This window comes from Psychrobacter sp. D2 (assembly GCF_013608135.1).
GTDB classification, from domain to species: Bacteria; Pseudomonadota; Gammaproteobacteria; order Pseudomonadales; family Moraxellaceae; genus Psychrobacter; species Psychrobacter cryohalolentis.
Window position 1 is genome coordinate 184,285 of the sequence record NZ_JACDXZ010000003.1, and the last position, 25,710, is coordinate 209,994.

The following is a 25,710-nucleotide window of genomic DNA, read 5'->3' on the forward strand; positions in this document are numbered from 1 at the left end:
GAGGGTCAAGCTTTATACTGCTTTCTGTGTGTGAACCTCAATTAGTTCTTGCGCTAGCTCTGGTATTCTCTCTGCATACCTTAAACACTGTGAATACTCACCACTGCTGAAGCTCTCGTTAAGCTTATAATCCGCTTTGTGACGTTTAGTTAAAAAATCAGAAAACTGCATAGATAACATTTCAGCTTCTTTACTCCCTGTCTGTTCTGCTATCTCTTCGAAGACACAAAAAACTCGATTATGGGATCCGGTATTATTAAATGATCCTTCTCTACTCATATCGTATTGTGGAAAGTTATCTTTAATGACTATTAACATAGTATAGTAAATTAAATAGTAATGGCGATTAATACAGGCTCTTTGAATCGCCTCTTCTTTAATTGCTTTGGGATCAGGAAACATGCTAGTTATAGCTTGCTTTAATTCATCTATAGTTACACTCACATTAAAGTCTCTTGTTGTTGACAAACACTTCCTTCTAACAAGTCGTTATTTTCAAGCGGTAAAAAGCTATAAACTATGCGCTTATAGTCCTTAAAAGACAAATCGCTATCAATTAAGTCGTTAATGTATTTATCATGGATAATAAAACAGTCATTGATATCAATATTTGGTATTTCCTCATTTATAATAAGAAAAACACCTGCTTCATTATGCTGAATAGCCATCTCAAAACGACTATTACCTAGATAATAAGAGTTCAAAGCTCTAGATGCTATAGATGAAACTGCCGCATAGCTATCAATTGTAATACCTGCTTTTTCCAAGGTCGATATTGTTTCATCACACTTTTTTAATCTACGATGAGCCAAATTTAACAAATCTTTAAACTTACCATTAGGATCTTTAAATAATGCCAAACCTTGCGATAAAGAATCTTTATCTATTGTTATAGAAGCGTCTATAATTAATCTATTTAATGCATAGGTATTCAAATTATCTTTTTGCAAAGTTATTAAAGCTAGCTCTACAGCTTCTTTAAAATGTCCAGCATCTGATAAAATAGTAGTATAATTATTGCATGCAAGCGCTTTATCCAATCGATAAGATTTTTCAGCATATTCAATAGCTTGATCAAGCTTACCCTGCACACGATATACTAAAGCTTCCATGAGAAAGCCTTCCGCTGGACTGCTTTTACGCAATGCCTGAGCATCTCTTAACCAACGTCCCAATCTAATATTGTCAGGATTGATCATCCCTTCAAAAGATCTTAGAAAGTCATAGACTTCATTAAGCTTAGACTGTGCTTGATATGCGGTCATATATTTATTTTTTTATAAACTATAATTATGACTATACTACCATTGGTAGTTTTTTTAGTAAAATGATAAATCTAAACATTGCTTAACTCATATCGATAACTAGCCACATCTTGGTTGATAAAACTCATCAAGTAGTCAATATCATCTAGCATCTTCTCTTGATATTTCGACCATATTTGACGATAACTATTAGGTGACATATCAATACCACTAAACAATAAGCGACCCTCAACTGAATATAAGGGCCATAAATTGTATAGCTCGAAGTGCAACGTCATGCGTGCCATCTTGAATGCTAATTCATTAAGTGTGTATTTGCTCTTAGGCGCTCCTCTATCGTCCTCTAAGCAGTATTTAATCATGTTAGCTGCTAAGTGGTTAACCACATCATCAAACGACTCTGACCAGTCGTACCGTTCGTTATCGCCCCATACTAAGAGCGAAGCTAAAGCTTTGCCTGTCTTACTCTTGATCAATGTGATAGCAGCAGCTTTGTCTTCCCAGTTCACTTCAGGAGGCAAACCACCAGCGCCAATATCAAACTTACCTGTCTTAACGCCCATGCCTTGCTTTAACCATTCACCGCTGAGTAATTCTAAGCGTGGACTGGTACCGAATCTTTTAGCTAGTAAGTTGGTCATTTTGAGCCCTCAATTTAATTTATCGATATACTTTTTTATACGTTTTAAAACTCTCGAACATCCCAACCGCCGCCATTTCTTTTTGTCTGCTTCATGATTGCAATGAACTTAAACGGGAACTTGTCAGCAGCTACTTTAATCTTCACCAAAGCATCGTCAGTCCACTGGCCTTTCACTTCATGTATTTCTAACTGACCATCTGAGCGCATCACCAAGAAGTCTGGTTTGTAAAATGTGTTGTCTGCTAGCCGTAGGTTGATGCCATCAAAAGAGTAGTAAGAGATTTCACCTTCACGGCGCTGCATTTCTAAATACTGGGCATACGCTTTCTCAGTGTTGTTCATCTTCCCTGTCTTCATGCGGCCTAATGCTTGTATATTTTTATTCATACCGCCTCCTGCATCTGATTTAACAACCTGTCGTAAGTCTCATCTTGCATTTCACCAGGCATTTGCTGTTGCTTGATATGATCGTAGGTTTGCTGAACGCTCATATTTGGTAACGGCTCTTTCCATAAACCGTTAACCATGACCGCTGTATTGGGGTTTGGCTTAGCTTGAGTTACCGGTTTGCTGTGGCTTGGATGAAATACAGGTGGTAAGTCACTATCATGGCTTGCTGATTTGCTAGCAGTGGTACCGCTCCAATCCTCATTGTCGATGCTAAATCTAGCTGGCTGTGACTGAGCTTTGATTTTCTGCTGACGGATATAATCACGTTTGATCCAATCCGTCAGCACATCCTTGCGTCTACCCTCAGTCCTGATGTATGAACCCTTTTGCTCCTCCTCAGCGTAATAATTTTTGAACTTAGTCAATTGATAATCGTATTCTGTCTGACTGATTGCTGGTACTGGTGGTGCACCTAGCATGAGCATGGCGTTAATTTCAGTAAGCTCTGGATAAATCCAATCTGCAATCGAATCAATTACCGAAAAATCACTCGCGCTATTATTATTAATCTTTGGTTCTTGGTTTATGGTTCTTGGTTCATGGTTATTGGTTGGTTCAACGTTTTGCATGTTTTCGTTCAACGTTTGCTCAACGTCCGTTGAACGGTCGTTCGTTTCATCTTCTAAGCCTTTGTCATCAACGTCTTTACGCTGTTTTTTATTTGCCTTTTTGCGTCGAGCTTCACCACTTGCTTTACCAGCTTTGATAGCAGTTTCTAGTTTGTCTTGGTATTGTTTGATTTCAGACTCACATCTATTATTAAAATAGAAGTCATCTTGCTTTTCAAAGAATTCATCTAGTACAAATTCAAGCGCTTGTTTCTCATCCGTTGAACGGATAAGCAACCGACGTTCGAGTTTGTTCAAATCTGTGGCGTCAATAGCGCTCTCTTGCTCGTAATACATATCAAGCAAGTCACGATAGATAGCGCGCTCAATGATAGACAGATGACGTGTGGCATTATTAAAGTCGCCTATGTGATGTTGGTAAAAGTGCATTACGCCACCTCGTGAACTATTGAGAATATGCTAGCCAAGCGAGTTAATCCCTTAGCTATGAATAGCGGCTGTGTAGTCGCCTTAACGTTGTTATTGCTATCAAAGTAAGTAACGCTGCGCTGCTCCATAAAGCCCTGTTGTAGTCGATTACTGCACATCTGTAGCTTGTCTTTGCTGTCTCTATACATCCAGTTATGAGCAATGCACCATTTATTAAATTTCTGCGGCTGTATGCCAAGTGTTTTAGCCGTATCACGCGCATTAAGACTATTAACGGCCGTGCTGATAAAATCTAATGCGTCAGCTTTAGGTTGTGCAATCGCTAACTGCTCTTGTGCAATCTGCTTGGCTTCATACTGATCAGCAAAAGCACGTGCTGCTTCGACTGGATTAGTAAAGTCTGGTAGTGCTACTACCGGCGATGATTGGCTGAATTGTTCTTCTAGCTCCGACCAGCGACGATTTATACGAATACGAATGTCGGCACGATATCCTGTGATCAGATCAATCGTCTGTTCTTTACTAAGCTGATATTGGCGATAGCTTTGGCCGTTGTCAGCGGTATAATTTGACTGCCCAACTTTGGGCAGTGCCATCACTTCATACGTTGCGTTCAAATCATCAATATCGCGCAATACATGACGATGCTCTTTTTTGCACAACTCGGCTAGTTCGCGGCTACTCATCGTCTTTAGATTTTCTTGAATTAAAGCGTTCATATGCTATACTCCAATTACTAGTTTAGTTTGTTAAAACCCTGATCAGTTCCAGCTGATTAGGGTTTTTTATTGCTTAGATTTTGCCTTTCTCACGACCTTTGCTTGTTGCGCCAATAGGCTCTTCTTGGTCTTTTTGCTGTAATGATTGCTGTGACAGTAAAGACCTGTATTATCCATGGCTGTGAGTTGCTTAATGCCATGCTCTTTATCAAACCTTCTGATTGCTGATTCACTGATTGACATATCAACCTCATGCAAAATGGAATAATGTGTAAGCGACTATAGCTATCGCAATGAGTGTTAATACTTGTCTGGCTCGGTGCCAAAAAACACCATTCACTTGCTCTTTGCGACTATCTTCATCATCAATCATTTTATGGTTTACAGCTTTTAGGCCTTTTTGTCTGGTCTGTGCTGCACTTTGTTTTAAGGCGAAATCCGCTGTTGTCCAATTGATCACTGGATCGCCATTTGTCACGCTGTTTGATTTACGGTGCTTCTGTATCATTTCAGCATGACGGTCTGCTACATCGTTCGATATATCGTCTGTTGATTTCATAAAGCACCTCTTGGCTGGTAAGTACCTTCAGCTATCTGCAATGCTGCATCTGCATGTAAAAAATCATCAACGTCTAATGACCGATTCATTCCAAGCTTTGCGAGTCCGTAAAGCCAGCTAACATGATTTTGGTCATAGCACTTCATATCTTTATCAACGACTTTTAAGCCGGTAGCTGCTAATAGATGGCAAAGTCTTTCTATATCACTGTGCTTGGCAGTGCCGTGTGGCTGCTTCATCTTTGTAATAGTGCTGCTATCAACGCCGATGCAATCAGCTACAACGAGCTGCCCAGTAGTATCAATGGCCTGCAATATCTGTGCTTGCATGTTGCGTGACCATGCGGCTTGCTCAGGCGATAATTGCGTTGTAGATTTGGTAGTCATGATTAGGCTTCCTCTAGTTGTGGTTGCGGCTTGAACATTTCTTTAATCTCACTCGCTGAGAATCCTGATAAGTCAGATAAATCTTCTGCATATTTGGTTTCATCTGAAAACTCAGTGCGTGGCAAAGAACCCTTTGTTGCCCACTTATAAACAGCTCGACTAGTAAGATTCGTTTTATCAGCGACGGCTTTAACGCCGCCACAATTTTTATCAATAAATACTTTTAATTGAGTTTCTTGCATGTCAGTGATTCCTATTTTAAGAACAATTGGTTCATATTAACAGGTACTGACATTTCATTCAATAGGAAATACAATTGAACAAACGGTTCATAAGGAATAAAAGATGAATAGTTCAGATGACGCGAAAGTAGCATTTGCAAAAAGGCTGAACGATACTTTGACTGAGATGGGTTATACCCAAAGAGGTAGTGCTCAACGTCTTAAAAGAGAAGCTAAATTTGGAATTTCTGATAGAGCTATAAATAAGTGGCTGAAAGCTGAAACGCTTCCTGATCACCACAATATAGAGGCATTAGCTAAATTCCTTGGCGTTAACTTCAACTGGTTAGCTGCTGGGCAAGGCGAAAAGACTACAAAGCCAAACCGTGACGATTTGATGCAAAAGATAAGAGCGATAGAGAGAAATAATATAGATGAGAACACCTCAAACTCTAATGACCCTGAAGGCACACTAAGAGTTCCGGTTGATTACGGAATGGATGGTTACGTACCTGTAATTAGTTGGGTGGCGGCGGGTAGTTTTTCTGATGTGATGCCAGTAACGATAGATGATGTGATCGATTGGATACCACGACCACAGCACCTTTCTAAGCGCGCATTTGGATTGATTATTCAAGGACGCAGCATGTGGCCTGAATTTAAACCCGATGAGATTATTTATGTAGAGCCTGAGATAGCGCCTTGGGATTTGAAAGATGGGGATCTAGTGGTTATACACTGCAATGACGATAAGCAAGCCACGTTTAAACAATTGATAATGGGCGATAACCCTGAAGACATGTACTTAAAACCACTTAATCCAGACTGGCCTGACCAGAAGATAGTGCCTATGGGCGAATGTATGCTTGTTGGTATCGTTGACAGTAAAGTAACTAGGTATAGATGAGATCGCTATGAAACCATTTGAATACTACTGGATCCTTCACTTCTTAAAGTTCGCCAAGCCAGTCGACACGCTGCCATTGGGATGGTGTGTGTATTGTGAGGCGCTGGATTGGGATTAACACAAGGATGTAGTTATGCGAATCAATTTGTCCAGGTGGCTAATTAGCGCAGCCGTTTTATCGTTAACTGCATGTACACCAGTCCAAGATGAAAACTACGGCTATGGCTATGTTGTGGTGCATGAAGCGTTTTGGGGAGCTGAGCATGATACGCCCTACCCATTCACGACTAGCGGAGAAATTACTTGTAGTGACCATGTAGAGCTTGGTCGTGGAGTATTTTTTAATCCCGTAGGATTTACTGATGAGTCTTATGTTGGCACACCGCTTAATAAAGCTGCTGCCGATATTATTAAACTGTCACGTATAACGCCAAATGTGCCTTACAGAATTAAACCTGGGATGGATTTGAGTGAAGCTAGAGAGATTGGGCTGAAGGTGTGTGATGAGCAGATGGGATAAGCCTGAAGGTGTATGAGGCGTTGGGTTGTGATTGGTGGTGCGGTAGTTAAAGAGATTTAATTGGGAAATATATAACACATAGAACCTGCGACACTGGATGACGTGCAGAGTTCTTAAATTCTATCAAACGAAACCTATATTTGAGATAATGGAGACCTGATAATGGCAGTAGATATTAAGTTTAATTATTATAACCTTAGAATTGATAAGAAAAGAGCAAGAGCATCAGAGCAGGGACAGCAATTCTTTGGAAATATTACAGTTGATGACTTTTGCCAATGGCTAGAAAACTATCAACAGTCCAATACTAATGAATTTAAAGACCATGGCAAACACATCCTACAATACAAAGAAGGTAAAAAGTGGATAAGATGGGTCAAAGTTGATCATGATAAGAAAAATAATGTCTATAAAATGCTATGCACTTTCAATGATACGGAAGTTGATCCTAGGTTATTAGCAAACATATCTGATAGTGTGTTGACTCAAGAGATACCAAATGAGTATGGGCAGAGAACATTGCTTCATCTTGTGTTTAAACCTGATCAAATCGATCCATCTCAAGCTAACGTTTCCATACAGGTTGTTAATGGGTTTACTAAAAACTATATTATTAGACTCATCACTCAACTTATAAAGTTAATTAAAAGTGATGAAGGGTTTTGGAAAGATAAGGACCCGATGACACAAAAAGAAATAGCTACTACGCCATACGTTGAAGTAAGCCATGTTACTGATGATAGTATTATTTCAGCTATCAACAATGGTTATTTAAGAGGCTTAATTTTAAGGGAGCGTACTACTGACCAGGATAATTTCGATGTAGCAAACCATTTAACTGAAGAAGACTTAAGATTAACTATTAAGGTTTCTAAAAACGATAGTTTTTTTCAAAAAGCCAAAAAAGATGATATTTTTGCCTGGATCAAACGAGTAGCTAGAGCAAAAGCTGATGATTTTGAGAACCCAACGACTTATCTTCTTATCAAAGACCCGCAATCATCTTCAGAGGTACAACACGAATTTTATAACGATATTATTACAGGTTTTTCAAAAAAGGCTTACCTGAATTGGGTAGATAGAGAGCCTGATACTCATGAGAAAATAAAGAAAGAACACCCTACACCTATTGCTCAATTTTACGCTAAAATGATTGAGAGCTTTTAATTTGCTTGCTGAAGACAGGAGGTCATATGCTTAATCAAGCCTTAAAAGTATTTGACTTTCTAAAAATCAAATACCCAAAGAACGCACAACATAAAGCATTATATTATATACCTTTATTGATAGGAACCTTTGCGGGAATTTTCTGTACCTTATTAGCAACTAATGGTTATGGCGATAATTTCTTATTCAGTGATAAGTTTAATGATCTCTTTACTTTATTAGCTATACTACCTGGGTTTTTCATTGCTTCTCTTTCTGCGGTTTCAGCTATTAACCGAGACGCTATAGATAATTACATTAATCATGAAAACCCTCCTTTTATTTGGAAGAAAGAGAGAAATAGAAGTGAACCTTATAAGCAGCTACTTACTCGTAGAGTATTTCTAACCATGCTTTTCGCTTATTTGGCTGCATTTACCCTTTTACTCACACTTCTACTGACTATTATTAGATTTGTATTCTCAACAGATTACATATATAACTATTTTGACATTGGTATTAATAGTATCGCGCCTGCAGTATTATTATTACTTTTCAATACTTTTGTTTTCTCTGCCATTGTTCAGATAGTAATTCTAACTCTTGTAGGGATTAATTATCTTGGTTATAAAGCGCTAGTTAGCGAATAACTGTAAAGCTAAGCTATACCTTGAAACCCACCTCACGGTGGGTTTTATTATCTATCACCTATCCTTCTTATAACTCCAATAAATACCAATATTCATAAAAGAAACTTTTTTAGCTATTATTCCGAATAATGAAATATATAGATAGATAAGCGCTCATGTATTGGGAGTAATTATTGCGACGCCATAATAAATATAAATTCCTTATAAATCATTGAAAAATAAGGAAATAAATTCCATAAGAACAAAAATACCAATATAGCCTATTGCTATAAGAAACTTTTTTAGATATTATTCCGATAAATGAAACTTTATTGGGATTTGTCTTATGATTGATTTAGAACGTGTCAAAAAACAACTTATAAAATCCATTCATCATGAGATGCCTATAGAGATGATATTAGATTATCACGATACTTTATATGCAAAGCTCGATGCTGTAAGTCGCTATGTGCTCCAAGAGCTATCTCACCCTAACATCAAAGGACCTGCAGCAGGTCAGAATGAACACTTTGCTATCCAGCAAGCTACTTGCGATGTATTCGATAACACTAATATTAAGTACAACCTAGTGGAGACTGAAGCTAAGGGTGCATTTTTCCCATTAATTGAGTTAGAAGGGATTGCTCTACTCCCAAGACGTTCAGTAACCCGTCAAGAATGGAATAAAGCAAAATACATGCGGGAGCTTGCTAAGCAGAATCAAAATGAAAATTTGAATTTCAAGCAAGATGATTTATTCACACCTACTACCACAGCGACTACGGATAACTATAGTAATTATATAACGAATAAAATTCTAGTAATTGTAGATATCTGTTTTTTAGATAAGGTGTATATCAAATTCGTTGTTCCTAGCAGTGACTTGAAAGACATTCACTTAACGGTATCTCTGGAAGACGTTATAAGTGATATCGAAACAGTATCTGATACTAAAGATGCAGAGCTTAATCCAACATCAAAACTTAAAAAATCGCTACTTGAGCTCGACAAGATAGTCAAGAACACGTAATGCAACAAGCAGTAAAACGGGGGCAAACATGATACAGCAATTTAATCCAGATCGCTTAATTGAGGCAAGAAAGGCACGAGGTTTGACTCAAGAAGGATTAGGTGAAATTATTGATAAATCTAAAAGCACTATATGTAAATGGGAGATTGGAAGTAGCAATCCTGATGCAGAAACAATTATTAAAATATCAGAGGTACTACGTTTACCAGTGAAGTGGTTTGCATTAAAAACCTTACAGACAGAAAATAAAGTATATCAATTTCGTTCTAATGCTACTGCTACTAAAACTCTGAGAGGGGTTGTAGAAACACGGCTGAACTGGCTTAAAGAAATCAGCTTTTCACTTGAAGAATGGGTTGATTATCCAGAAGTTAATGTTATTCCATCACCTACTAGAAATCAAGCACTGGCTTTAAGTGATGATGATATTGAACAGTATGCAAATAAATTGCGCCTACTATGGAAGCTCGGAGATAGGCCTATTAAGAATTTAATTGCAACTATCGAATCTAATGGCATTATTGTTGCTAAAGAGCGCATTGGCCATGATGGTATGGATGGTGTTTCAACATGGATTGATCGTCCATTCATCTGGGTAGCAGAAGATAAGAGTAATTTCTTTCGTGGTCGATTTGATATCGCTCATGAGCTAGGTCATATCATACTACACAAGAATCTTACTAAAGATGACTGTTTAAAAACTACCAATCGCTATAAAGAAGTTGAGAGACAAGCACATTTATTTGCTACGCACTTCCTAGCCCCAAGACGTGCTCTCTCATTATCTTTTAGAAGCATAACATTGGATAATCTATTGCTTGAGAAAAAACGCTGGGGTATGTCAGTTGCAGCATTAATTATGCAGTATCATAATTTAGGTATAATTTCAGATGATTATAAAGTGAGATTGTTTAAAAATTATAGTTACCGTAAGTGGCGAAAGAGCGAACCTTATGACGATACAACCCCAGTGGAATATCCTAAATTAATGAAGAATACTATCGAGCTACTTCTTAATGAAGGAGGCTTTGATAAAGAAGATATTATTGAAAGAACTTTTTATAGTGAAACAGATTTAGAGAAGCTTTGCTCCTTACCAAAAGGATTTTTTGATACCGAAAAGGCAATCGCTAAACCACGTTTACGCATATTATAGCTAGAATTAAGCACGATAAAAAAACCGCCAATCAAGGCGGTTTTTTACTGCCTAACTTAAAATACCAATAACTTAGTACAACTCTCTTCTAATCCAATTAGGTAGATAACCAGATCGATAGTCGCCTGCCCAGGTCACTAGCCATACAATAGCTGAAGCAGCTAATGAGACTAATGCAAGTATAGTGAGACCTTTTGATATATAAATAAGCAATGATGCCAATAACCCTGCATCTGTAATTAGGTGCAATCTACTTTTAATGAAAGTTAGCACCATCGATAATAAAAAGAAAGGCACTGCGCGAATAAGACCGCGGAAGCCATACAACATGAACCAATATATTTTATCTAGCATAATGCTAAAACCCTCCTTAACCAGTACAAACCTTCTTAGACTGACTAATCTTGCCATTATTACAGACGAACTTACCATCTTTGCAATGCGATACGCCACCCATGCTTTTAGAACAAGGATAGTTCTGAGCATTCGCCTGTACGACTGGCGCCATCATGAATATAGAGATAAGAAGTGCTGACCAAGTTTTCATAGGCTGCTACCTTAATAATCAAATAATAGAAATTCGACCATAGCACCACATCCTACCTTTATCAATCACTATCTAACTAATGTTTACGAATACCTAAATTCAGTATATAAAGAACCCCTAACCCGCCTTTGAGCGGGTTTTTTTGTGCTTGTAAGTATTATTGGTTCTTATTATAGTTCTTAATGGTTCATATTAAGGTTGACATATAAGAACCATTGGTTCATAATTAATTTATTAGCTAATAACGAGTTAGCCGAAACTATCTAGCAATACCAAATTTTTGACAATAAAAAGCCCTGCAATCCGACCAAAGACAAACAGGGCTTTTAACTCAACAAGGAGTGAACGGATTATGGCACAGGTAAAAGAGAAAAAGCAATATTTCGATTTAGGCAGAAAAGACGGTTACTTGATTGTAGAGCTAGACGGTAATCAAGTTCACTTTCAGGTTGAAGCAACCATGTCAGAGAATTTAAAAAGCGCCTCGCCTGTTTTGGCATTAGATGCAAACGGCAATGAAGTTAATTACCAGTACGAGCCACATCACAATGAACTGATTATGAGCGCCTTTGTTGAGTTGGTTAATCAGTCTTACTGGCGACGTACTCAGAGCCAACCAGCGCAAGAACCTAAACCCTATCTTGATTCAGTTATTGATAAAGCAAAGTATCAAGCATGGCTGAGCAATGACTGGGAAAACGACATGCGAAACGAAGCCGCAATGTGGGGAGGTGCTTAATATGAAAACTTGGGAATTACTCTACGTTGTAGACGGCTCTTATATCAGCGAGCGCATTCAAGGCGCGACCAAAATGGCAGCACGAAGTGTGATTGTTCAGCGCTATAAGCGTCAAATCGATTTTAAGTCTGTGTTGGAGGTGGCCAATGTTTAAGACTGCAATCATTACCCTCTTAGCGCCAATGCTAGTAACTGGTTGTGCGTTAGACGTTGATCTACAAAACGATAAGAACGCTATTGCATTACACAAATTAGAAGTGTCGCTCGCTACTGATAAGCAATACAAAGACGACGCTTACTACGCCTCTGAAGAATACCAAACGGCTAAACATGCCAACCAATTTATCGCAACAGCATACGGGAGGGAGTGATTATGTCTATTAAAGGATTGCTTGTGGAGTCAATAGACGCTCACAAGCTTGACCCAAGTTTTGCGGTAGCCCTTGGCGATAAATTGCAGTTAACGAAAAGCCATAGCTGTTATCGACGCGAACGTGGAGCTATAGCAACGGTCTGTCACTTAGATAGCGATGGGTCTTTTGAGATTGCGTTTGATGAAGGTGGGACTTTGAATATGAAACCTCCTCTCAGTCAAACGTTGAAGCCATACGGCATACCAATTGAGTTTAGAAAAATTGAAGGGAGAGAATAATCATGGGAACCGCAATCAAATTTGAACAGCAAGATGATAACGCTATCAAGACCAGCAACCTAAGCCGCCAGGATTGGCTCACATTACGTCAGTCTGGCATCGGTGGCAGTGACATAGCAGCCATTATAGGTGTATCGCCCTACGCTACTGCTTACGATATCTACCAGTCTAAAACGCAGCCGGTGAATGAAGAGACCAGTGAGTTTGCTTATTGGGGCACCGTACTCGAGGACACGGTAGCGCGCGAATTTTCTAAACGCAGTGGTCTTAAGATTCAGAATGTTAACTTTCTCATGCGTCACCCTGAACATCGTTGGGCCATCGCTAACATTGACCGTGCCATTATCAATCCAGCTATTAAAGGCAACGTGCGATTCAAAGACGGCAAGCTGACCACTGATCAGATTGTCGAGATTAAGACCGCATCTGAATACGTTGGCAAAAATTGGGGTTCAGAAGAAAGCGACGAAGTGCCGGACCAGTATCAGTGCCAAGCTCAGTGGTATATGGGTGTGACTGATACGCAAGTCTGTCACATGGCTGTACTGATTGGTGGTAACAAGTACCGCCAATACAAGATTGAACGTCACCAGGACTTCATTGATTACTTGTTTGAAGCTGCAGAAAGCTTCTGGACCAATAACGTATTAGCAGGTGTTGAGCCTGACGCTACCACGCTGCAGAACGCTAAGGATAAGTACCCACGCCACAATCCTGATACGACGCTTGATGTCGAGCCGGATAGTGAAGCTGCCAAAGTGTTTGAGCATTATGAAGCACTTAAGGCGCAGGAAAAAGAAGTTAAAACTGCGCTTGAGCTCGCCCAGACCGACTTGATTTGTCAGATTCAAGATAATGAAGCATTGGCAATCGATGGTGAAGTGGTCGCTACTTACAAGGTCCAAGTCAGTAACCGCTTTAATAGCAGTCAATTTAAAAAGGATATGCCAGAGCTTGCTGAGAAGTACAACAAGCAAAGTGAAAGCCGTGTCATGAGGTTTAAGTGATGAAAATTCATGAGACTACTATCGTTGGTATAGCTGAACTGATTGCTACTAAGGAAAAGATAATAGAAAAAATGAGAGCTGATCAGGCTCTAATTAAGACTGCAGATATCAGAGATATCATCGTCAAAATAGATAACAGCCTAGATAGCAGTTACCTTTTTGACAACCCTCAAGACTCAAGCGGCCTGGTTGATGCAGCTTTAGAACATAAATTACCTTGGATTATTGATCATGTTTACGATCATGCAATCCAAAAATTGGAATCTAAAATCGAAAGCAACATCCAGCAACTAAAACTCGACTTAACCAGTGACACTAAAAATAAGGAATAACACCATGGACAATCAAGAAATCGCAGTAATGGAAGATCAGCAATACTCACCACAGCAAATCACGCTTGATGACTCGCTGTTTAATAAATGCTATCGCCTAGCGCAAGTTATGGCTAGTGGTAAGTGCACTATCCCAAAACATCTGCAAGGCAGTGAAGGTGATTGCTTTGCAGTTATCGGTCAAGCGTTACGCTGGGGCATGGATCCATTTGCAGTAGCACAAAAGACTCACCTAGTCAGTGGTACGTTAGGTTATGAAGCTCAACTGGTTATCGCAGTTATCAATAATCGTGCGCCTATCAGTGACCGCATGAAGTTTGAATACTTCGGTGATTGGTCGAAGGTCAAGACCAAAGAGGATAAGTCTGATGACGTTGGTGTGATATGTCGTGCAACAGTGATTGGTGATGATGAGCCGACCGAACTTAGCTTAACCATGGCGCAAGTTGGTACTGTCCGAAACTCACCGCTATGGGCTGCTGACCCGCGCCAACAGCTTGCTTACTTGGCTGCCAAACGCTTTTCTCGCTTGCACTTCCCTGACGTAATCATGGGTGTTTATACACCTGATGAGTTGGCTGACCGTGATAACGAAGCCCCTCGTAATGTCACACCTAAAGCTCAAAATGCCGGTGCATCTGCCCTACTTAATCGTGTTAAACAGCAACCAACCGCTGAAGCACCAGTGATTGAATATTACGACACCAGCGAATTGCTAGGAACGATTGAGCAAATTACTGATGTTAAGCAAATTGGTCCTATTGGCAAAGAGATTAAGGCAATGGTCGAGAATGACGCCATCAACATCAGAGATGAAGATGTTAATGAGCTACGCCAAGCACTTGCTGATCAAAAGCAATCCATTGTCTTATCTGATGAATACAACAGCATCATGAAGCACGTCAAAGCTGCCGAGACTCTTGAAGATGTCGAGCGTATGCGCGGCCTGATTGCTGATAAGAAGCAAGACTTTGATGCCGGTGATATCAAGATGCTTAGCGACACACTTGATGTTGTTGCTGAAGATATTGGCGCACAAGGTTAACTGAGAAATAACGTCAATCGTTTAGGACAGTAGGTATTAGCTAGTTGGTGAGGTGACGGCTCATAAAATACGTGTCTGAGTTCAGGCGTACCAAGGCGACGATGCCCACTGTCCTAAACACCCTAATTCGAGAAGGATTTGATTATGCGAAAAATAAAAATAAGCGCCGCTTATGCAGAACATGCCTCTATTAAACGATACAAGAAATACCCTGATGAGCGAATGATTTGTGTGCCAATTACCACCGGACTAGGTTTTAGTTGCGTGATTACTGAAAGTATCGGTAAGGGTGAGCATGTCGCATTGCTGGGCTTTCATGTATCAAGCGATCATCCACAGATGCCAAAAGTGCAATTGAGTTGCAATCGCAAGATCACACAGTTGGAGCTTGATACTGTAATTGATGCACTCGCTAAAACTGATATTAGTTATCTGAAAAACGCGTTAGCAGATATGTTCTGGTTACCACCAGAGCTGCAAAAAAAACCTGCTAAGTGTATCAAGCCAAAGTCAGTGAGAGTCAAAAACAAGGCTAAAGTTTATTTCAATAATCAACCTGACTTATTCGCAATGGCGCAAGGATAGATATTATGAAAACACCTACAGAAGAAGAAATGGAAGCCCTAGCCGCTGAACTGCTAGAAGTTGATTTGGAATTGCCTACTGTCTGCCCGACGTGTGGTAAATGAACGTAAAAAAAGGAATGCATCATGGACCTAATTGAATTAAAAACAGCTTACCTAAAAGCTATGCTATGTGCCGCTGCTAAAGAAGATGTCAGATATTACTTAGAAGGCGTTTACTTCGTCGGTGGCGACAATAAAGTGTTGGCCTACTCTGCTGATGGACATCAACTATTGCGCTGGATTGTGTGTGAAAACTACCAAGGTGATGACTTCTCTTACATCCTTAACCGTAGATCAATAAAAGACGCCATCAAGACCAAGTATCACATTCACTTGGAAGCCTCAACTGGTGACATTGTTTGCGCTAAAAACGAGGACTTTAGAAGATTTAAAGGCTTGATTGATGGTAAATATCCAGATGTTAAGCGCGCTGTTACGGGCTACGTTGAAGATATTAAACAAGCAAAAGATAAGAACGTGTTGCTAAATGGCAATTATCTAAAGAACCTAGGCAAGATAGGTAAAATTATCGGGAAACATTACAAGATTAAAGATGTGCCAGTGCGTCTTTATAGCTCAAAACCAATTGATGGCATTACTAATATATTTACTTTCAATGGCAACAAAAGCCTGATGTATATCGTGACTAGTTGCAAGTCTGCAGGAACTACAGATGAAGAGCATCACGCGGTTTTAATGGATCAACATCCAGTACCGAAACCTGAAGTTCAGCAATGGCTTGATGATGGTTATGGGGCAATATGCGGATTCAGCAATAAGTCACCAGATGAGGCAAAAAGGTCTGCTGATTTTGCTCGAACGGTCATTACTGACTATGACAACGATGGATATATGGACGTGCATGGTGAAATTTGGCGTTTTGTTTATTTAATTGACGCTCTTGAACGAAATCCCGTTACTGCATAAGGAGAGCGATTGTGAGTGAGTTAGGTGAAATTAAAACGATAAAAGGTGGCGAAGCGGAATGTATCAGCGGTACTAAAAATGGCATTGCTCTTTATCAAAATTTTAATCAAAACGAAAATATGCTTTATGTGATGCAAGGCGATACCCTACTTTTTGAGGTTGAAGCTAAGCGTATTGAAGACCATGAGTATGTTTTGGTGGATTATGAGGTGACTACTAATGGCAACGATTGAAACTGAAATTGATATCAGTGCATTAAAGTCTAGCGGCTTACGTGGCAGCAAGCTACTAGACTATGCCTTTAATGTACTTGGTTATGATGGTGAAAAACTGGCACATGTGGCCATCCACGTTGGCACCCCACATGTTAATCATATTTACGCTGCTAGCATGTTGGATCGTAGTGTCTCAACTCTCAGAAATTGGGCCAGTCAAGGTGACGGACCCATTCATCCAAAACTAGTAAATAAAACATGCTGCTGGCGTATGAAAGATATCCGATCACTGATCGACCTGTGACCTATCATAAGAGACGACATATTTATATATGTCGTCTTTTTTTACGTCTGGATATACATCAGAAATATCAACACCTGCTTCCGCTAAAATAAATTGCTCAATCTTAATGTGCCAGAATCTCAATAAATCAATCGCCCTATCCTTGTAATGCTTTTCGTCTGTAGCGCTTGGTCTATGACCCATTATTTGCTTTACGATGCCATAGGGCACACTTACCCACTCGCTTAGATTACTGAATGACTTACGCATAGCTTTCGGTGGCAGTGATGGCAATCCTGATTCCAGCACTGCATTCCGGTAAGTGTCACCGATTTTTATATAACTGACCTTGTTTCGCTGACTACCAAATATATAGTCATTGATCCTTGGTAGAGATAGCATCATCTTTTCAGTATAAGGTGTGAGCGGTATTATCCGTTCCCACTGGTCAACCTTGTCTGTAATCTTAATAGTCTTCCACCTAAAATCCACATCGGACCATTTCAATGACAGCATTTCATTCGGCCGTGAGCCATTCATCAACATGCAGATTAGTGCTGCAGCATGAGAGTCACTAATAGCATCACTCGTCACCAAGTCAAACCACGGTTTTAACTGCTGACGCTGCAGCGTATCTTTATGCCTACCCGCCTTTTTGATAGACGATGAGACAATCTTGGCTGTTGCAGACTTGTCCGGTATTAGTCCTTTATATTCTCCAATCTCGCCGGACCAGTTTACAAATGCTTTATACATTCTGTGCGCTTGTGCCATACGAGACGCGCGCGTTTCATTCTCGTAGTGGGTCCATTGCTCGATCAGCTCTGGCGTTAATTCAGTTAAAGGCTTATCCCAGATATAGTCGTAGCAACCAGGATTGTAGTCTTTATCAGATAAATGCGGCTTAGCTGCGTCCTTATGGTCCTGAATATATCGATTCGACCATCCGCCTTTCTTGCGCTCAAAGTAATCCGTAAAAGCGTCACCAAAGGTAATGCCCGCTTTAAACTTATCTTGTGCTCGCATTTCATTTTGCTTGATCTGATCGTCACGTTTATCTTTTGGATCAATACCAGATGCAAATAACTGAGCCCACTCTTGTGCCACATCGATAGCACGTTGAAGCGTGGTGATTGGATGCTTGCCAATAGTACGTCGCTTAGCATTACCCACACCGCCCAAACGCGCTTGAAATACAAATACTTTGGTGCCGCCCTTGTTTACTTTAAGGCCCAATCCTGTAAACTTAGTGTCCCATATAAAGTAATCACTATCCTCAACAGGATAACGATCAATTTTACTTGTTGTGAGCTTATCTTCCATCTGATTACTATCTACCAAAAGTTAAAAAGTAATCAAATAGTAATCTATTCTGCCGTAAACTACCATAACATACGGTACACTAATATTCAGTAATGGCAGCTAAGATGATGATAGTTATCATTATTCTGTATTCTACAGTACACTGCCGTAAACTACGTTATGCGATTACCTGCGTATTCAAAATCCGTTGCCTTTAAAAGCGTGTCGGTTCGAGTCCGACCACCGGTACCAATTAGTAGTACAAGCAAGTCCGAGAATGACTGATTAGCCCTTATGTTCAATAGCATAAGGGCTTTTTTGTGTCTGTAGTAGTCCGAGCAGGCCTATAGCAAACTGAGATTAATAACAGTAAACTAGATAGTAATTACACCTTTTACTGTTTAATCAAAATGGAATTACTGTCTAACGATCAAAGTTAAGATTGAAGACGCTGTTAGAAAGTCAGGTTCTATTATGGTCTAGGCGATAAACCATTACACTTTTTCTGTCTCAGGCTTAGAGATAGCTCGCCATAAAATCACAAATAGCGCGTCAAACTCTGCGTTTATCGGCGTATTGCTCTGCCGCATAATATGCATAAAGCCTAAACGACTGATAAAACCCATAAAAACATCAAACAGAATATATAGCGGCACACTGTCATTCAATACACCCCGTTTTTGACCATCTTCTAATACATCCAAAAATGCACCAATCAGTTCTTTATTCTCATAAATGGCAATACTGCGAATGCGGGATACCGATATCGAGGACAGCACCATCACTGCATCTGGATGGCTGTCGACAAAATCAAAACATACCCAGAGTGTCTTGCGCAATCGATCTTTTACGCTATCAATCCCTTGTAAATGGTCCATGATCCGCGTCGCCAACCTACCAAGTACGATATCCATAATGGTATTAAACAGGGTTTGCTTGTCTCCAAAATATTTATAAAGCGTTTGCAATGAAACGTTGGCAGACTTAGCGATTTGCGCCATCGTTACTTCACTAGGGTCGAAGCCTGCAAACACTTTACGAACCGCTTGTTCAATCTTATCCAAGGTGGCAGGTCGCATATCTGATAAGGGCGCTAAATGTTGAGAGGTCTCAATACCATCCTTTTGCTTGACCGCCTTCATTGTCATTACTGTTTACTCCCTTATAATCTACTTAGACTAGAGTCAATCACTTTACTCAATAAGCCAATTTTATATAAGGTAAGATGTATTACCATTTATTTTAAACGTGTTGAATAAAGCATTTTCGTCATCTAGTATATCTTCTACAAGTTTTTATTTTAAAGAATTTTTGATACTGAACTAAAGGGTAATATAAATTACCCTTTATTCAATTTCTATATAATCAATGTCAAGGATGGACAACATGAGTATTGAAGCTTTTGCCTCAAACTGGATGACCGAAGAACATAGCATGGTGTATGACAGTGCTTTGAAGATGTTTCAAAGTTGGAAGGATAAAGATGAGCAGTGGCGTGAAAACGGCATGATTGACCGTAAAGCTTGGCACGAGGCTGGCGATATGGGATTTTTATGTGCGTCAATGCCTGAAGAATATGGCGGTGGCGGTGGTGATTTTGGTCATGAAGCCGCGATTCTTTTGGCTCAGGCACAGGCTAACCAAGCTGGTTTTGGTGGTATGGTTCACTCAGGTATTGTAGCGCCATATATTTTAAAGCACGGTACTGAAGAGCAGAAAAAAGCATGGCTACCTAAACTGGCTACTGGCGAATCTGTTGGCGCTATCGCAATGACAGAACCAACGACAGGCTCTGACTTACAGGCAATCAAAACCTACGCGGTGAAAGATGGTAATGACTACATTATCAATGGTTCAAAAACGTTTATTACTAACGGGCAACACGCAAACCTTATCGTTTTAGCTTGCAAAACTGACCGTGAGCAGGGCGCTCAGGGGGTGTCTCTGATTGTCGTCGAAACGGATGGTTTAGAAGGCTTCGAGCGTGGTCGCAATCTTAAAAAGACTGGGATGTCCGCTCAAGATACCTCAGAGCTATTCTTCAGTAACGTCCGTGTCCCACAGAAAAACCTATTGGGCGGTATAGAAGGCCTTGGCTTTATCCAAATGATGCAAGAGTTGCCGCAAGAGCGCCTGATTATTGCGCTAAGTGGTTGCGGTGCTATCAAGTTAGCTTTAGAGTTGACGCTTGAGTACGTAAAAGAGCGTGAAGCTTTTGGAAAGTCAATTTGGAAGTTCCAAAACACGCGCTTTAAGCTGGCTGAAGTTCAGGCCGATTACCTCGCCGTAAAAGCTTTGTGTGACTCTGCTGTTGAAGCGATGATTAATGGCACCTTAACCGCACCGCAAGCGTCATTAATCAAGTATTGGGTGACAGAAAAACAGTGCAATGTCATGGATGAATGCTTACAGTTATTCGGTGGTTACGGCTATATGACAGAGTATCCAATCGCTCGTATGTATGCTGATGCTCGCGTCCAAAAAATCTACGGCGGCACTAATGAGATTATGAAGGAATTGGCTTCACGCTTTATGTAATAGCATTGTGTGAAACCAAGCCGCTTTATGAAAACCGCTACATGCAAATAAATACATGCCAGCCAATATACGAATGTTATTAAGCCAAATGTTCTTAAGTATTGAATTGAGGAGAGTACGTTCTCCTCAAAACTTCATTATCTAACAAATATCCAATGAAATATTAAAGGGATTTATTATGACTGAGACCGCTTATATCTATGATGCCATCCGCACTCCACGTGGCAAAGGTAAAAAAGATGGCTCCCTCCATCAGGCGTCACCTATTTGGCTGGTGCGTACGCTATTAAAAGAGATGCAACAACGCCATAATTTAGATACCAGTTTGGTAGACGACGTCATTTTAGGCTGTGTGACACCAGTCGGTGAGCAGGGTTCTGATATCGCACGTATCGCCGTTATCGACGCCGATTGGCATGAGAGCGTGGCAGGGTTAACGCTGTCACGCTTTTGTGCGTCTGGTTTAGAATCCATTAACCTTGCGGCAACCAAAGTCATGTCTGGCATGGAGGACTTAGTCGTTGCCGGTGGTGTTGAGTCAATGAGCCGTGTACCAATGGGTATGGACGGTGGCGCTTGGTATATGGATCCACGAGTAAACGATGCGGTTCAGTTCGTACCTCAAGGCGTTGGCGCTGATACCATTGCAACGCTAAAAGGCTTTAGTCGTAAAGACGTTGACGAGTTTGCATCAGAATCACACAAAAGAGCAGCGGCTGCTTGGGAAAAAGGCTACTACGATAAATCAGTGGTTCCAGTCAAAGATTTAAACGGTTTGTTGCTATTAGACCAGGATGAAACCATTCGCCCAAACACGTCAGTAGAAACTTTGGCTGGCTTAAAACCTTCATTTATAATGCCAGGTAAAATGGGCTTCGATGGTGTTATTCTTGATAAATATACGACGATTGAAAACGTCAATCATGTTCATCATGCGGGGAACTCATCGGGTATCGTTGATGGTTCAGCATTGTGTCTTGTGGGTAGTAAAGCTGCTGGCAAAAAAGCAGGTCTAAAACCACGCGCTAAAATAACGATGGCATCTGTGATTGGTTCAGAGCCAACCATCATGTTGACTGGCCCTACCCCTGCCTGCAAAAAAGCACTGGCTAAAGCCGGTATGACTGCTGCTGATATTGACCTTTGGGAAATCAACGAAGCATTTGCTGCTGTACCTCTTAATACTGCGGATGACTTTGGTCTCTCGCTTGATGTTGTCAACGTTAATGGTGGTGCTATCGCTATGGGTCACCCACTGGGTGCGACAGGCGCGATGCTGCTGACCACGGTGCTTGATGAGCTTGAGCGCCGCGATCTAAAAACAGCAATGATCACACTGTGTGTCGGCGGTGGTATGGGTATTGCTACCATTATTGAGCGTGTTTAAGCCTCAAATATTACCTATATATGGACAAACCTACGCATAGAAAATAAGGATATCGAATGAACACAAACAGCGTAAATGCCATTAATGAATTAAACAGTTTTTCAGCAGAATCAGACAACGGTATTATTACGGTTACTATCGATCAAGTAGATCGTAAAATGAATGTCATCGGTGATGGCTTTAATGACGCCTTTGCCACATTGACTGATGCTTTTGTCAACGACCAAGAAGCAAAAGGTTTGATTTTAACGTCTGGTAAATCAACCTTTGTAGTTGGCGCAGATATTGACCAACTGGCCACTATTGAAACTGCTGAGCAAGCGTTTGACTTGGTTGAGGACTTAAAAGCTAGCCTGCGTAAACTTGAAACGTCAGGTAAGCCAGTGGTTGCTGCCATTACTGGTACGGCACTAGGTGGTGGTTTAGAGCTGGCGTTAGCCTGTCATTATCGCATCGCTATTGACTCTCCAAAGACCGCGTCTAAAACCAAGCTGGGTTTACCTGAAGTCAAGCTTGGTCTATTACCTGGTGGTGGCGGTACTCAGCGTCTGCCACGTTTGATTGGTATTCAAAAAGCACTTGAGCTGATGACGCAAGGCAAAGCGCTTAGCCCGCAGCAAGCGATTGACATTGGTCTTATCGATGACGTGGCTCATGATAATGATGAGCTTATCAGTAAGGCTAAAGCGTGGATTAATGACAATCCAAAAGCTCAGCAACCTTGGGACAAAAAAGGCTTTAAAATCCCGGGTGGTGACAGCAAGCATCCTAAAGTGGTACAAGTATTTTCAATTGCGCCAGCGATGGCATATCAGAAATCACACGGTAACTATCCAGCTATTACCCATATCTTATCTAGTGTGTTTGAGGGCTGCCTAACTGATATTGATAACGGTCTTAAAATCGAATCACGCTTTTTTGTCGCTTGTGTATTATCAGACGTGTCCAAAAATATGATAAATACGCTTTGGACACAGTTAAATAGTATTAAAAAAGGTCAGTCACGCCCAGAAGGGTTTGAGCGTTCTAAAGTAAGCAAAGTCGGCATACTTGGTGCTGGCATGATGGGTGCTGGTATCGCTTACGTCTCAGCTAAAGCGGGTATGGAAGTGGTACTGTTAGATAAGTCTATCGAAGGTGCTGAAAAAGGCAAAAACTATTCTACTAAGTTGCTAGACAAGGCGATCAGCCATGGTCGTTCAACGGAAGAGAAAAAACAAGCACTGTTAGACCTTATTAAAACCACAACGTCTTACGACGATTTAGAAGGCTGTGATTTAATTATCGAAGCGGTATTCGAAGATGTAGATATCAAAGCTGAATGCACGCGTAATGCTGAAGCCATTATTCCAGAAACTGCAGTTTATGCTTCTAACACGTCTACATTGCCTATCACTGAACTTGCCAAAGCCAGCAAGCGTCCAAACCAGTTCATCGGTCTACATTTCTTCTCGCCAGTAGATAAGATGCCATTGGTTGAGATTATCGTGGGCGAAGAAACCGATGATGCCACTTTGGCTAAAGGTTTTGATTATGTCGGTCAAATCGGTAAGACACCGATCGTTGTCAATGACAGTCGCGGCTTCTACACTTCTCGCGTCTTTGGTACTTATGTCTCAGAAGGTATTGCCATGTTAAGTGAAGGTATTCACCCACGCAGCATCGAAGTGGCTGGTATGAAGTCAGGTATGCCGATGCCGCCACTCGCACTGCAAGATGAGGTGTCACTAAGCCTATCATTACATGTCATGCAGCAAACCAAGCGTGCCTTAGAAGCGCAAGGCAAAACCTTTACACCGCATCCAGCCATGCCAGTGGTAGAAAAAATGGTCAAAGAACTTGGCCGTGAAGGTAAAAAGGTTGCTAAAGGTTTCTATGACTATCCGGAAAATGGTGAAAAGCATCTATGGCCTGAGCTCACTGAAATGTACCCAATAACAGATGAGCAGCCGACTCAGCAAGACTTGGTAGACCGCCTACTTTACGTGCAAGCCAATGAGACCGCGAAGTGTTTCGAGGAAAACGTCGTACGTACGGTAGCTGATGCAAACGTAGGTTCAATCTTCGGTTGGGGCTTTGCACCGAACCAAGGTGGTACGCTTCAGTTTATTAACTCAGTAGGCGTTGATAAATTTGTTGAACGTAGCCGCGAGCTTGCTAGCAAATATGGTAAACGGTTTGAACCGGCTCAAATATTAGTGGATATGGCTTCAAGTGGTGAGGAGTTTCTAGATGGCTAATCAAGCTGATACTATGAAAAACTGCCTAGAGGGGCTGCGCGTTGTTGATTTGACGCGCAACCTCCCAGGGCCTTTTGCGACTAGACTACTTGCAGATTTAGGCGCGGATGTTATTAAGATTGAACCGCTTAATGGTGATCCTGCCCGTGCCTTTGGCGAGCTTTTCACCGCGTTAAACCATGGTAAAGAGACTCAAAAAGTTGATTTTCGTGATCCAGCAGGTATTGAAACAATCAAAACGCATCTTAAAGATGCCGATGTGATGCTTGATAGTTTTCGCCCAGAAGTGCTTGAAGGTATGGGGCTGGACGCTAAGACCCTGCATGCTATTAATCCAAAGCTAGTCATGGTATCGATTACGGGTTATGGCGTTGTTGATGGCGAGAGCATTACCCATGATTGGGCTAATAAAGCTGGTCATGACATCAACTTTATGGCGATGAGCGGCGTGCTTGATCAGCTCAAAACCGCAGATGGTGATCAAGCAATGCCTAATATCCAGTTTGCAGATTTGGCAGGCGGCAGTGATACGGCAGTCATTACCCTTTTGGCTGCCGTGTTGTCAGCACAGCGCACGGGTAAAGGTCGTCACGTTGCGGTCAGTATGACCCACAGCTTGTATCAGCATCTGGTCATGCCAAAAGCAACTGGTAAGTTGGTTGCAAGCTTTTCTGGTAAAAACCCAAAGCCGGAGCATGATTTTTTAGGTGGTCTACTACCCTGCTATCGTTTGTACAAAACAGCAGATGATCGTCATATGGCAGTCGGCTCTTTAGAGCTAAAGTTTTGGCAAGGGTTATGTGACGTATTAGAATTACCTGAGCTCAAAACTAAACATTGGCAAATGGGTGTCATGCCTAATACCAGAGACAGCCAAGAAGCGGCGCAATTGGTCGCTGATACCTTTGCCAGCTATGGTCTTGCTCACTGGCAGCAGGTTTTTGAATCGGCAGATGTGTGCGTTACGCCAGTCCTTACACTAGAGGAAGCGCGCGCGCACCCTTTATTTGCGCACCAAGATGAGCATGGTGCAACATTAGGCTGGCAGTAAAATGACATAGTCAGGACGCTATGTTAAAGTTAATCGTCAAAAACTAAAGAAGGTTTATGCTGGAAAAGATTTGGGTAGAAAATTATCCTAAAAGCTTATTGCGGCTTGGATTCAAGGGCTTGGTCTCACACAAGGCTCAGTGATTGACATTATTATACCCAATGTCAATCAGTATTTGCCTATCGTCATC

The 25,710-nt window shown here is 40.9% G+C and carries 34 protein-coding genes; 21 read left to right on the top strand and 13 right to left on the bottom strand.

The genetic code is table 11. The features are described from left to right. Positions 1-12: 12 nt before the first annotated feature. From H0262_RS05520 to H0262_RS05565, 10 genes are all read right to left on the bottom strand, one after another. Positions 13-468: a hypothetical protein gene (locus H0262_RS05520; RefSeq protein WP_181209997.1), complete on the bottom strand. Its 456-nt coding sequence runs from the start codon at positions 466-468 to the stop codon at positions 13-15. Next, positions 441-1,265 (bottom strand): hypothetical protein, encoded by an 825-nt coding sequence (locus H0262_RS05525; protein WP_181209998.1) that lies wholly within the window; start codon positions 1,263-1,265, stop codon positions 441-443. Before H0262_RS05525 ends, H0262_RS05520 begins: the two co-directional genes overlap by 28 nt. A 71-nt stretch (positions 1,266-1,336) precedes the next feature. Then, positions 1,337-1,906 carry a hypothetical protein gene (locus H0262_RS05530; protein WP_181209999.1) on the bottom strand — a complete coding sequence of 190 codons (570 nt, stop codon included), beginning with the start codon at positions 1,904-1,906 and terminating at the stop codon, positions 1,337-1,339. Positions 1,907-1,950: 44 nt separating this feature from the next. Next, entirely contained in the window at positions 1,951-2,295 is a 345-nt protein-coding gene (locus H0262_RS05535) for a DUF1064 domain-containing protein (RefSeq protein ID WP_181210000.1), read from the bottom strand. Beyond that, on the bottom strand, positions 2,292-3,356 hold the full coding sequence (locus H0262_RS05540) for a YdaU family protein (protein ID WP_181210001.1): 1,065 nt from the start codon (positions 3,354-3,356) through the stop codon (positions 2,292-2,294). Before H0262_RS05540 ends, H0262_RS05535 begins: the two co-directional genes overlap by 4 nt. After that, positions 3,356-4,075 carry a phage antirepressor KilAC domain-containing protein gene (locus H0262_RS05545; RefSeq protein WP_181210002.1) on the bottom strand — a complete coding sequence of 240 codons (720 nt, stop codon included), beginning with the start codon at positions 4,073-4,075 and terminating at the stop codon, positions 3,356-3,358. The genes H0262_RS05540 and H0262_RS05545 overlap by 1 nt, the downstream gene beginning before the upstream one ends. 66 nt (positions 4,076-4,141) lie before the next feature. Next, positions 4,142-4,318 (bottom strand): hypothetical protein, encoded by a 177-nt coding sequence (locus H0262_RS05550; RefSeq protein ID WP_181210003.1) that lies wholly within the window; start codon positions 4,316-4,318, stop codon positions 4,142-4,144. 7 nt (positions 4,319-4,325) lie between these two features. After that, positions 4,326-4,634 (bottom strand): hypothetical protein, encoded by a 309-nt coding sequence (locus H0262_RS05555; protein WP_181210004.1) that lies wholly within the window; start codon positions 4,632-4,634, stop codon positions 4,326-4,328. Beyond that, complete coding sequence (locus H0262_RS05560; protein ID WP_181210005.1) at positions 4,631-5,020, bottom strand: hypothetical protein; 390 nt, start codon at positions 5,018-5,020, stop codon at positions 4,631-4,633. The genes H0262_RS05555 and H0262_RS05560 overlap by 4 nt, the downstream gene beginning before the upstream one ends. Positions 5,021-5,022: 2 nt before the next feature. Continuing rightward, positions 5,023-5,262, bottom strand: a complete 240-nt coding sequence (locus H0262_RS05565; protein ID WP_181210006.1) for a hypothetical protein — start codon at positions 5,260-5,262, stop codon at positions 5,023-5,025. Positions 5,263-5,365: 103 nt separating this feature from the next. Here H0262_RS05565 and H0262_RS05570 point away from each other — a divergent pair, with 103 nt between their 5' ends. The 6 genes from H0262_RS05570 to H0262_RS05595 all read left to right on the top strand — a co-directional run bounded on the left by H0262_RS05570 (position 5,366) and on the right by H0262_RS05595 (position 10,629). Then, positions 5,366-6,148 (top strand): XRE family transcriptional regulator, encoded by a 783-nt coding sequence (locus tag H0262_RS05570; protein WP_181210007.1) that lies wholly within the window; start codon positions 5,366-5,368, stop codon positions 6,146-6,148. Between the two features lie 133 nt (positions 6,149-6,281). Further along, entirely contained in the window at positions 6,282-6,668 is a 387-nt protein-coding gene (locus H0262_RS05575; protein WP_181210008.1) for a hypothetical protein, read from the top strand. Positions 6,669-6,830: 162 nt separating this feature from the next. After that, positions 6,831-7,835 carry a ZinT/AdcA family metal-binding protein gene (locus H0262_RS05580; RefSeq protein WP_181210009.1) on the top strand — a complete coding sequence of 335 codons (1,005 nt, stop codon included), beginning with the start codon at positions 6,831-6,833 and terminating at the stop codon, positions 7,833-7,835. Positions 7,836-7,861: 26 nt separating this feature from the next. Next, entirely contained in the window at positions 7,862-8,464 is a 603-nt protein-coding gene (locus H0262_RS05585; RefSeq protein ID WP_181210010.1) for a hypothetical protein, read from the top strand. Between the two features lie 325 nt (positions 8,465-8,789). Then, the gene (locus tag H0262_RS05590) at positions 8,790-9,473 is read left to right on the top strand and encodes a hypothetical protein (RefSeq protein ID WP_181210011.1); all 684 of its coding nucleotides are present in this window, start codon (positions 8,790-8,792) and stop codon (positions 9,471-9,473) included. A 28-nt stretch (positions 9,474-9,501) separates the two neighbouring features. Then, entirely contained in the window at positions 9,502-10,629 is a 1,128-nt protein-coding gene (locus H0262_RS05595; protein ID WP_181210012.1) for an ImmA/IrrE family metallo-endopeptidase, read from the top strand. 370 nt (positions 10,630-10,999) lie between these two features. Here the strand turns inward: H0262_RS05595 and H0262_RS05600 are convergent, their stop codons facing one another. Then, positions 11,000-11,176 (bottom strand): hypothetical protein, encoded by a 177-nt coding sequence (locus H0262_RS05600; protein WP_181210013.1) that lies wholly within the window; start codon positions 11,174-11,176, stop codon positions 11,000-11,002. Between the two features lie 352 nt (positions 11,177-11,528). Between H0262_RS05600 and H0262_RS05605 the strand changes: the two genes are divergently transcribed. The 11 genes from H0262_RS05605 (at position 11,529) to H0262_RS05655 (ending at position 17,023) form a co-directional block, all read left to right on the top strand. Continuing rightward, positions 11,529-11,915: a hypothetical protein gene (locus H0262_RS05605; protein ID WP_181210014.1), complete on the top strand. Its 387-nt coding sequence runs from the start codon at positions 11,529-11,531 to the stop codon at positions 11,913-11,915. Position 11,916: 1 nt separating this feature from the next. Then, complete coding sequence (locus H0262_RS05610) at positions 11,917-12,069, top strand: hypothetical protein (RefSeq protein ID WP_181210015.1); 153 nt, start codon at positions 11,917-11,919, stop codon at positions 12,067-12,069. Continuing rightward, positions 12,062-12,286: a hypothetical protein gene (locus tag H0262_RS05615; RefSeq protein WP_181210016.1), complete on the top strand. Its 225-nt coding sequence runs from the start codon at positions 12,062-12,064 to the stop codon at positions 12,284-12,286. Before H0262_RS05610 ends, H0262_RS05615 begins: the two co-directional genes overlap by 8 nt. Before the next feature lie 2 nt (positions 12,287-12,288). Continuing rightward, a complete protein-coding gene (locus H0262_RS05620; RefSeq protein ID WP_181210017.1) occupies positions 12,289-12,567 on the top strand; it encodes a hypothetical protein in 279 nt (92 codons plus the stop codon). A 2-nt stretch (positions 12,568-12,569) separates the two neighbouring features. Beyond that, complete coding sequence (locus H0262_RS05625) at positions 12,570-13,574, top strand: YqaJ viral recombinase family protein (RefSeq protein WP_181210018.1); 1,005 nt, start codon at positions 12,570-12,572, stop codon at positions 13,572-13,574. Continuing rightward, the gene (locus tag H0262_RS05630; protein WP_181210019.1) at positions 13,574-13,906 is read left to right on the top strand and encodes a hypothetical protein; all 333 of its coding nucleotides are present in this window, start codon (positions 13,574-13,576) and stop codon (positions 13,904-13,906) included. Before H0262_RS05625 ends, H0262_RS05630 begins: the two co-directional genes overlap by 1 nt. A gap of 4 nt (positions 13,907-13,910) precedes the next feature. Beyond that, positions 13,911-14,951 (top strand): RecT family recombinase, encoded by a 1,041-nt coding sequence (locus H0262_RS05635; protein WP_181210020.1) that lies wholly within the window; start codon positions 13,911-13,913, stop codon positions 14,949-14,951. A gap of 144 nt (positions 14,952-15,095) precedes the next feature. Further along, entirely contained in the window at positions 15,096-15,536 is a 441-nt protein-coding gene (locus H0262_RS05640) for a hypothetical protein (RefSeq protein ID WP_181210021.1), read from the top strand. A 125-nt stretch (positions 15,537-15,661) separates the two neighbouring features. After that, positions 15,662-16,504 carry a hypothetical protein gene (locus H0262_RS05645; protein WP_181210022.1) on the top strand — a complete coding sequence of 281 codons (843 nt, stop codon included), beginning with the start codon at positions 15,662-15,664 and terminating at the stop codon, positions 16,502-16,504. 11 nt (positions 16,505-16,515) lie between these two features. Beyond that, positions 16,516-16,737 carry a hypothetical protein gene (locus H0262_RS05650; RefSeq protein ID WP_181210023.1) on the top strand — a complete coding sequence of 74 codons (222 nt, stop codon included), beginning with the start codon at positions 16,516-16,518 and terminating at the stop codon, positions 16,735-16,737. Continuing rightward, entirely contained in the window at positions 16,724-17,023 is a 300-nt protein-coding gene (locus H0262_RS05655; protein ID WP_181210024.1) for an AlpA family transcriptional regulator, read from the top strand. The genes H0262_RS05650 and H0262_RS05655 overlap by 14 nt, the downstream gene beginning before the upstream one ends. Here H0262_RS05655 and H0262_RS05660 read toward each other — a convergent pair. Together H0262_RS05660 and H0262_RS05665 are read right to left on the bottom strand one after the other, a co-directional pair. Beyond that, on the bottom strand, positions 17,006-18,325 hold the full coding sequence (locus tag H0262_RS05660; RefSeq protein WP_181210025.1) for an integrase arm-type DNA-binding domain-containing protein: 1,320 nt from the start codon (positions 18,323-18,325) through the stop codon (positions 17,006-17,008). The genes H0262_RS05655 and H0262_RS05660 overlap by 18 nt on opposite strands. A 473-nt stretch (positions 18,326-18,798) precedes the next feature. Then, a complete protein-coding gene (locus H0262_RS05665; RefSeq protein ID WP_149409516.1) occupies positions 18,799-19,452 on the bottom strand; it encodes a TetR/AcrR family transcriptional regulator in 654 nt (217 codons plus the stop codon). Positions 19,453-19,690: 238 nt separating this feature from the next. Here H0262_RS05665 and H0262_RS05670 point away from each other — a divergent pair, with 238 nt between their 5' ends. From H0262_RS05670 to H0262_RS05685, 4 genes are all read left to right on the top strand, one after another. Beyond that, entirely contained in the window at positions 19,691-20,842 is a 1,152-nt protein-coding gene (locus H0262_RS05670) for an acyl-CoA dehydrogenase family protein (protein WP_181210026.1), read from the top strand. A gap of 178 nt (positions 20,843-21,020) precedes the next feature. Next, on the top strand, positions 21,021-22,229 hold the full coding sequence (locus tag H0262_RS05675) for an acetyl-CoA C-acetyltransferase (protein ID WP_181210027.1): 1,209 nt from the start codon (positions 21,021-21,023) through the stop codon (positions 22,227-22,229). Positions 22,230-22,285: 56 nt separating this feature from the next. Continuing rightward, positions 22,286-24,469 carry a 3-hydroxyacyl-CoA dehydrogenase NAD-binding domain-containing protein gene (locus tag H0262_RS05680; RefSeq protein ID WP_181210028.1) on the top strand — a complete coding sequence of 728 codons (2,184 nt, stop codon included), beginning with the start codon at positions 22,286-22,288 and terminating at the stop codon, positions 24,467-24,469. Beyond that, on the top strand, positions 24,462-25,520 hold the full coding sequence (locus H0262_RS05685) for a CaiB/BaiF CoA-transferase family protein (protein WP_181210029.1): 1,059 nt from the start codon (positions 24,462-24,464) through the stop codon (positions 25,518-25,520). Before H0262_RS05680 ends, H0262_RS05685 begins: the two co-directional genes overlap by 8 nt. Positions 25,521-25,710 lie beyond the last annotated feature (190 nt).

What these genes read in the sequence shown, in the direction of transcription:
- H0262_RS05525 (WP_181209998.1), bottom strand. Translation starts at nt 1,265, where the DNA reads ATGACCGCATATCAAGCACAGTCTAAGCTTAATGAAGTCTATGACTTT.
- H0262_RS05530 (WP_181209999.1), bottom strand. Translation starts at nt 1,906, where the DNA reads ATGACCAACTTACTAGCTAAAAGATTCGGTACCAGTCCACGCTTAGAA.
- H0262_RS05535 (WP_181210000.1), bottom strand. Translation starts at nt 2,295, where the DNA reads ATGAATAAAAATATACAAGCATTAGGCCGCATGAAGACAGGGAAGATG.
- H0262_RS05540 (WP_181210001.1), bottom strand. Translation starts at nt 3,356, where the DNA reads ATGCACTTTTACCAACATCACATAGGCGACTTTAATAATGCCACACGT.
- H0262_RS05545 (WP_181210002.1), bottom strand. Translation starts at nt 4,075, where the DNA reads ATGAACGCTTTAATTCAAGAAAATCTAAAGACGATGAGTAGCCGCGAA.
- H0262_RS05550 (WP_181210003.1), bottom strand. Translation starts at nt 4,318, where the DNA reads ATGTCAATCAGTGAATCAGCAATCAGAAGGTTTGATAAAGAGCATGGC.
- H0262_RS05555 (WP_181210004.1), bottom strand. Translation starts at nt 4,634, where the DNA reads ATGAAATCAACAGACGATATATCGAACGATGTAGCAGACCGTCATGCT.
- H0262_RS05560 (WP_181210005.1), bottom strand. Translation starts at nt 5,020, where the DNA reads ATGACTACCAAATCTACAACGCAATTATCGCCTGAGCAAGCCGCATGG.
- H0262_RS05565 (WP_181210006.1), bottom strand. Translation starts at nt 5,262, where the DNA reads ATGCAAGAAACTCAATTAAAAGTATTTATTGATAAAAATTGTGGCGGC.
- H0262_RS05570 (WP_181210007.1), top strand. Translation starts at nt 5,366, where the DNA reads ATGAATAGTTCAGATGACGCGAAAGTAGCATTTGCAAAAAGGCTGAAC.
- H0262_RS05575 (WP_181210008.1), top strand. Translation starts at nt 6,282, where the DNA reads ATGCGAATCAATTTGTCCAGGTGGCTAATTAGCGCAGCCGTTTTATCG.
- H0262_RS05580 (WP_181210009.1), top strand. Translation starts at nt 6,831, where the DNA reads ATGGCAGTAGATATTAAGTTTAATTATTATAACCTTAGAATTGATAAG.
- H0262_RS05585 (WP_181210010.1), top strand. Translation starts at nt 7,862, where the DNA reads ATGCTTAATCAAGCCTTAAAAGTATTTGACTTTCTAAAAATCAAATAC.
- H0262_RS05590 (WP_181210011.1), top strand. Translation starts at nt 8,790, where the DNA reads ATGATTGATTTAGAACGTGTCAAAAAACAACTTATAAAATCCATTCAT.
- H0262_RS05595 (WP_181210012.1), top strand. Translation starts at nt 9,502, where the DNA reads ATGATACAGCAATTTAATCCAGATCGCTTAATTGAGGCAAGAAAGGCA.
- H0262_RS05600 (WP_181210013.1), bottom strand. Translation starts at nt 11,176, where the DNA reads ATGAAAACTTGGTCAGCACTTCTTATCTCTATATTCATGATGGCGCCA.
- H0262_RS05605 (WP_181210014.1), top strand. Translation starts at nt 11,529, where the DNA reads ATGGCACAGGTAAAAGAGAAAAAGCAATATTTCGATTTAGGCAGAAAA.
- H0262_RS05610 (WP_181210015.1), top strand. Translation starts at nt 11,917, where the DNA reads ATGAAAACTTGGGAATTACTCTACGTTGTAGACGGCTCTTATATCAGC.
- H0262_RS05615 (WP_181210016.1), top strand. Translation starts at nt 12,062, where the DNA reads ATGTTTAAGACTGCAATCATTACCCTCTTAGCGCCAATGCTAGTAACT.
- H0262_RS05620 (WP_181210017.1), top strand. Translation starts at nt 12,289, where the DNA reads ATGTCTATTAAAGGATTGCTTGTGGAGTCAATAGACGCTCACAAGCTT.
- H0262_RS05625 (WP_181210018.1), top strand. Translation starts at nt 12,570, where the DNA reads ATGGGAACCGCAATCAAATTTGAACAGCAAGATGATAACGCTATCAAG.
- H0262_RS05630 (WP_181210019.1), top strand. Translation starts at nt 13,574, where the DNA reads ATGAAAATTCATGAGACTACTATCGTTGGTATAGCTGAACTGATTGCT.
- H0262_RS05635 (WP_181210020.1), top strand. Translation starts at nt 13,911, where the DNA reads ATGGACAATCAAGAAATCGCAGTAATGGAAGATCAGCAATACTCACCA.
- H0262_RS05640 (WP_181210021.1), top strand. Translation starts at nt 15,096, where the DNA reads ATGCGAAAAATAAAAATAAGCGCCGCTTATGCAGAACATGCCTCTATT.
- H0262_RS05645 (WP_181210022.1), top strand. Translation starts at nt 15,662, where the DNA reads ATGGACCTAATTGAATTAAAAACAGCTTACCTAAAAGCTATGCTATGT.
- H0262_RS05655 (WP_181210024.1), top strand. Translation starts at nt 16,724, where the DNA reads ATGGCAACGATTGAAACTGAAATTGATATCAGTGCATTAAAGTCTAGC.
- H0262_RS05660 (WP_181210025.1), bottom strand. Translation starts at nt 18,325, where the DNA reads ATGGAAGATAAGCTCACAACAAGTAAAATTGATCGTTATCCTGTTGAG.
- H0262_RS05665 (WP_149409516.1), bottom strand. Translation starts at nt 19,452, where the DNA reads ATGACAATGAAGGCGGTCAAGCAAAAGGATGGTATTGAGACCTCTCAA.
- H0262_RS05670 (WP_181210026.1), top strand. Translation starts at nt 19,691, where the DNA reads ATGAGTATTGAAGCTTTTGCCTCAAACTGGATGACCGAAGAACATAGC.
- H0262_RS05675 (WP_181210027.1), top strand. Translation starts at nt 21,021, where the DNA reads ATGACTGAGACCGCTTATATCTATGATGCCATCCGCACTCCACGTGGC.
- H0262_RS05680 (WP_181210028.1), top strand. Translation starts at nt 22,286, where the DNA reads ATGAACACAAACAGCGTAAATGCCATTAATGAATTAAACAGTTTTTCA.
- H0262_RS05685 (WP_181210029.1), top strand. Translation starts at nt 24,462, where the DNA reads ATGGCTAATCAAGCTGATACTATGAAAAACTGCCTAGAGGGGCTGCGC.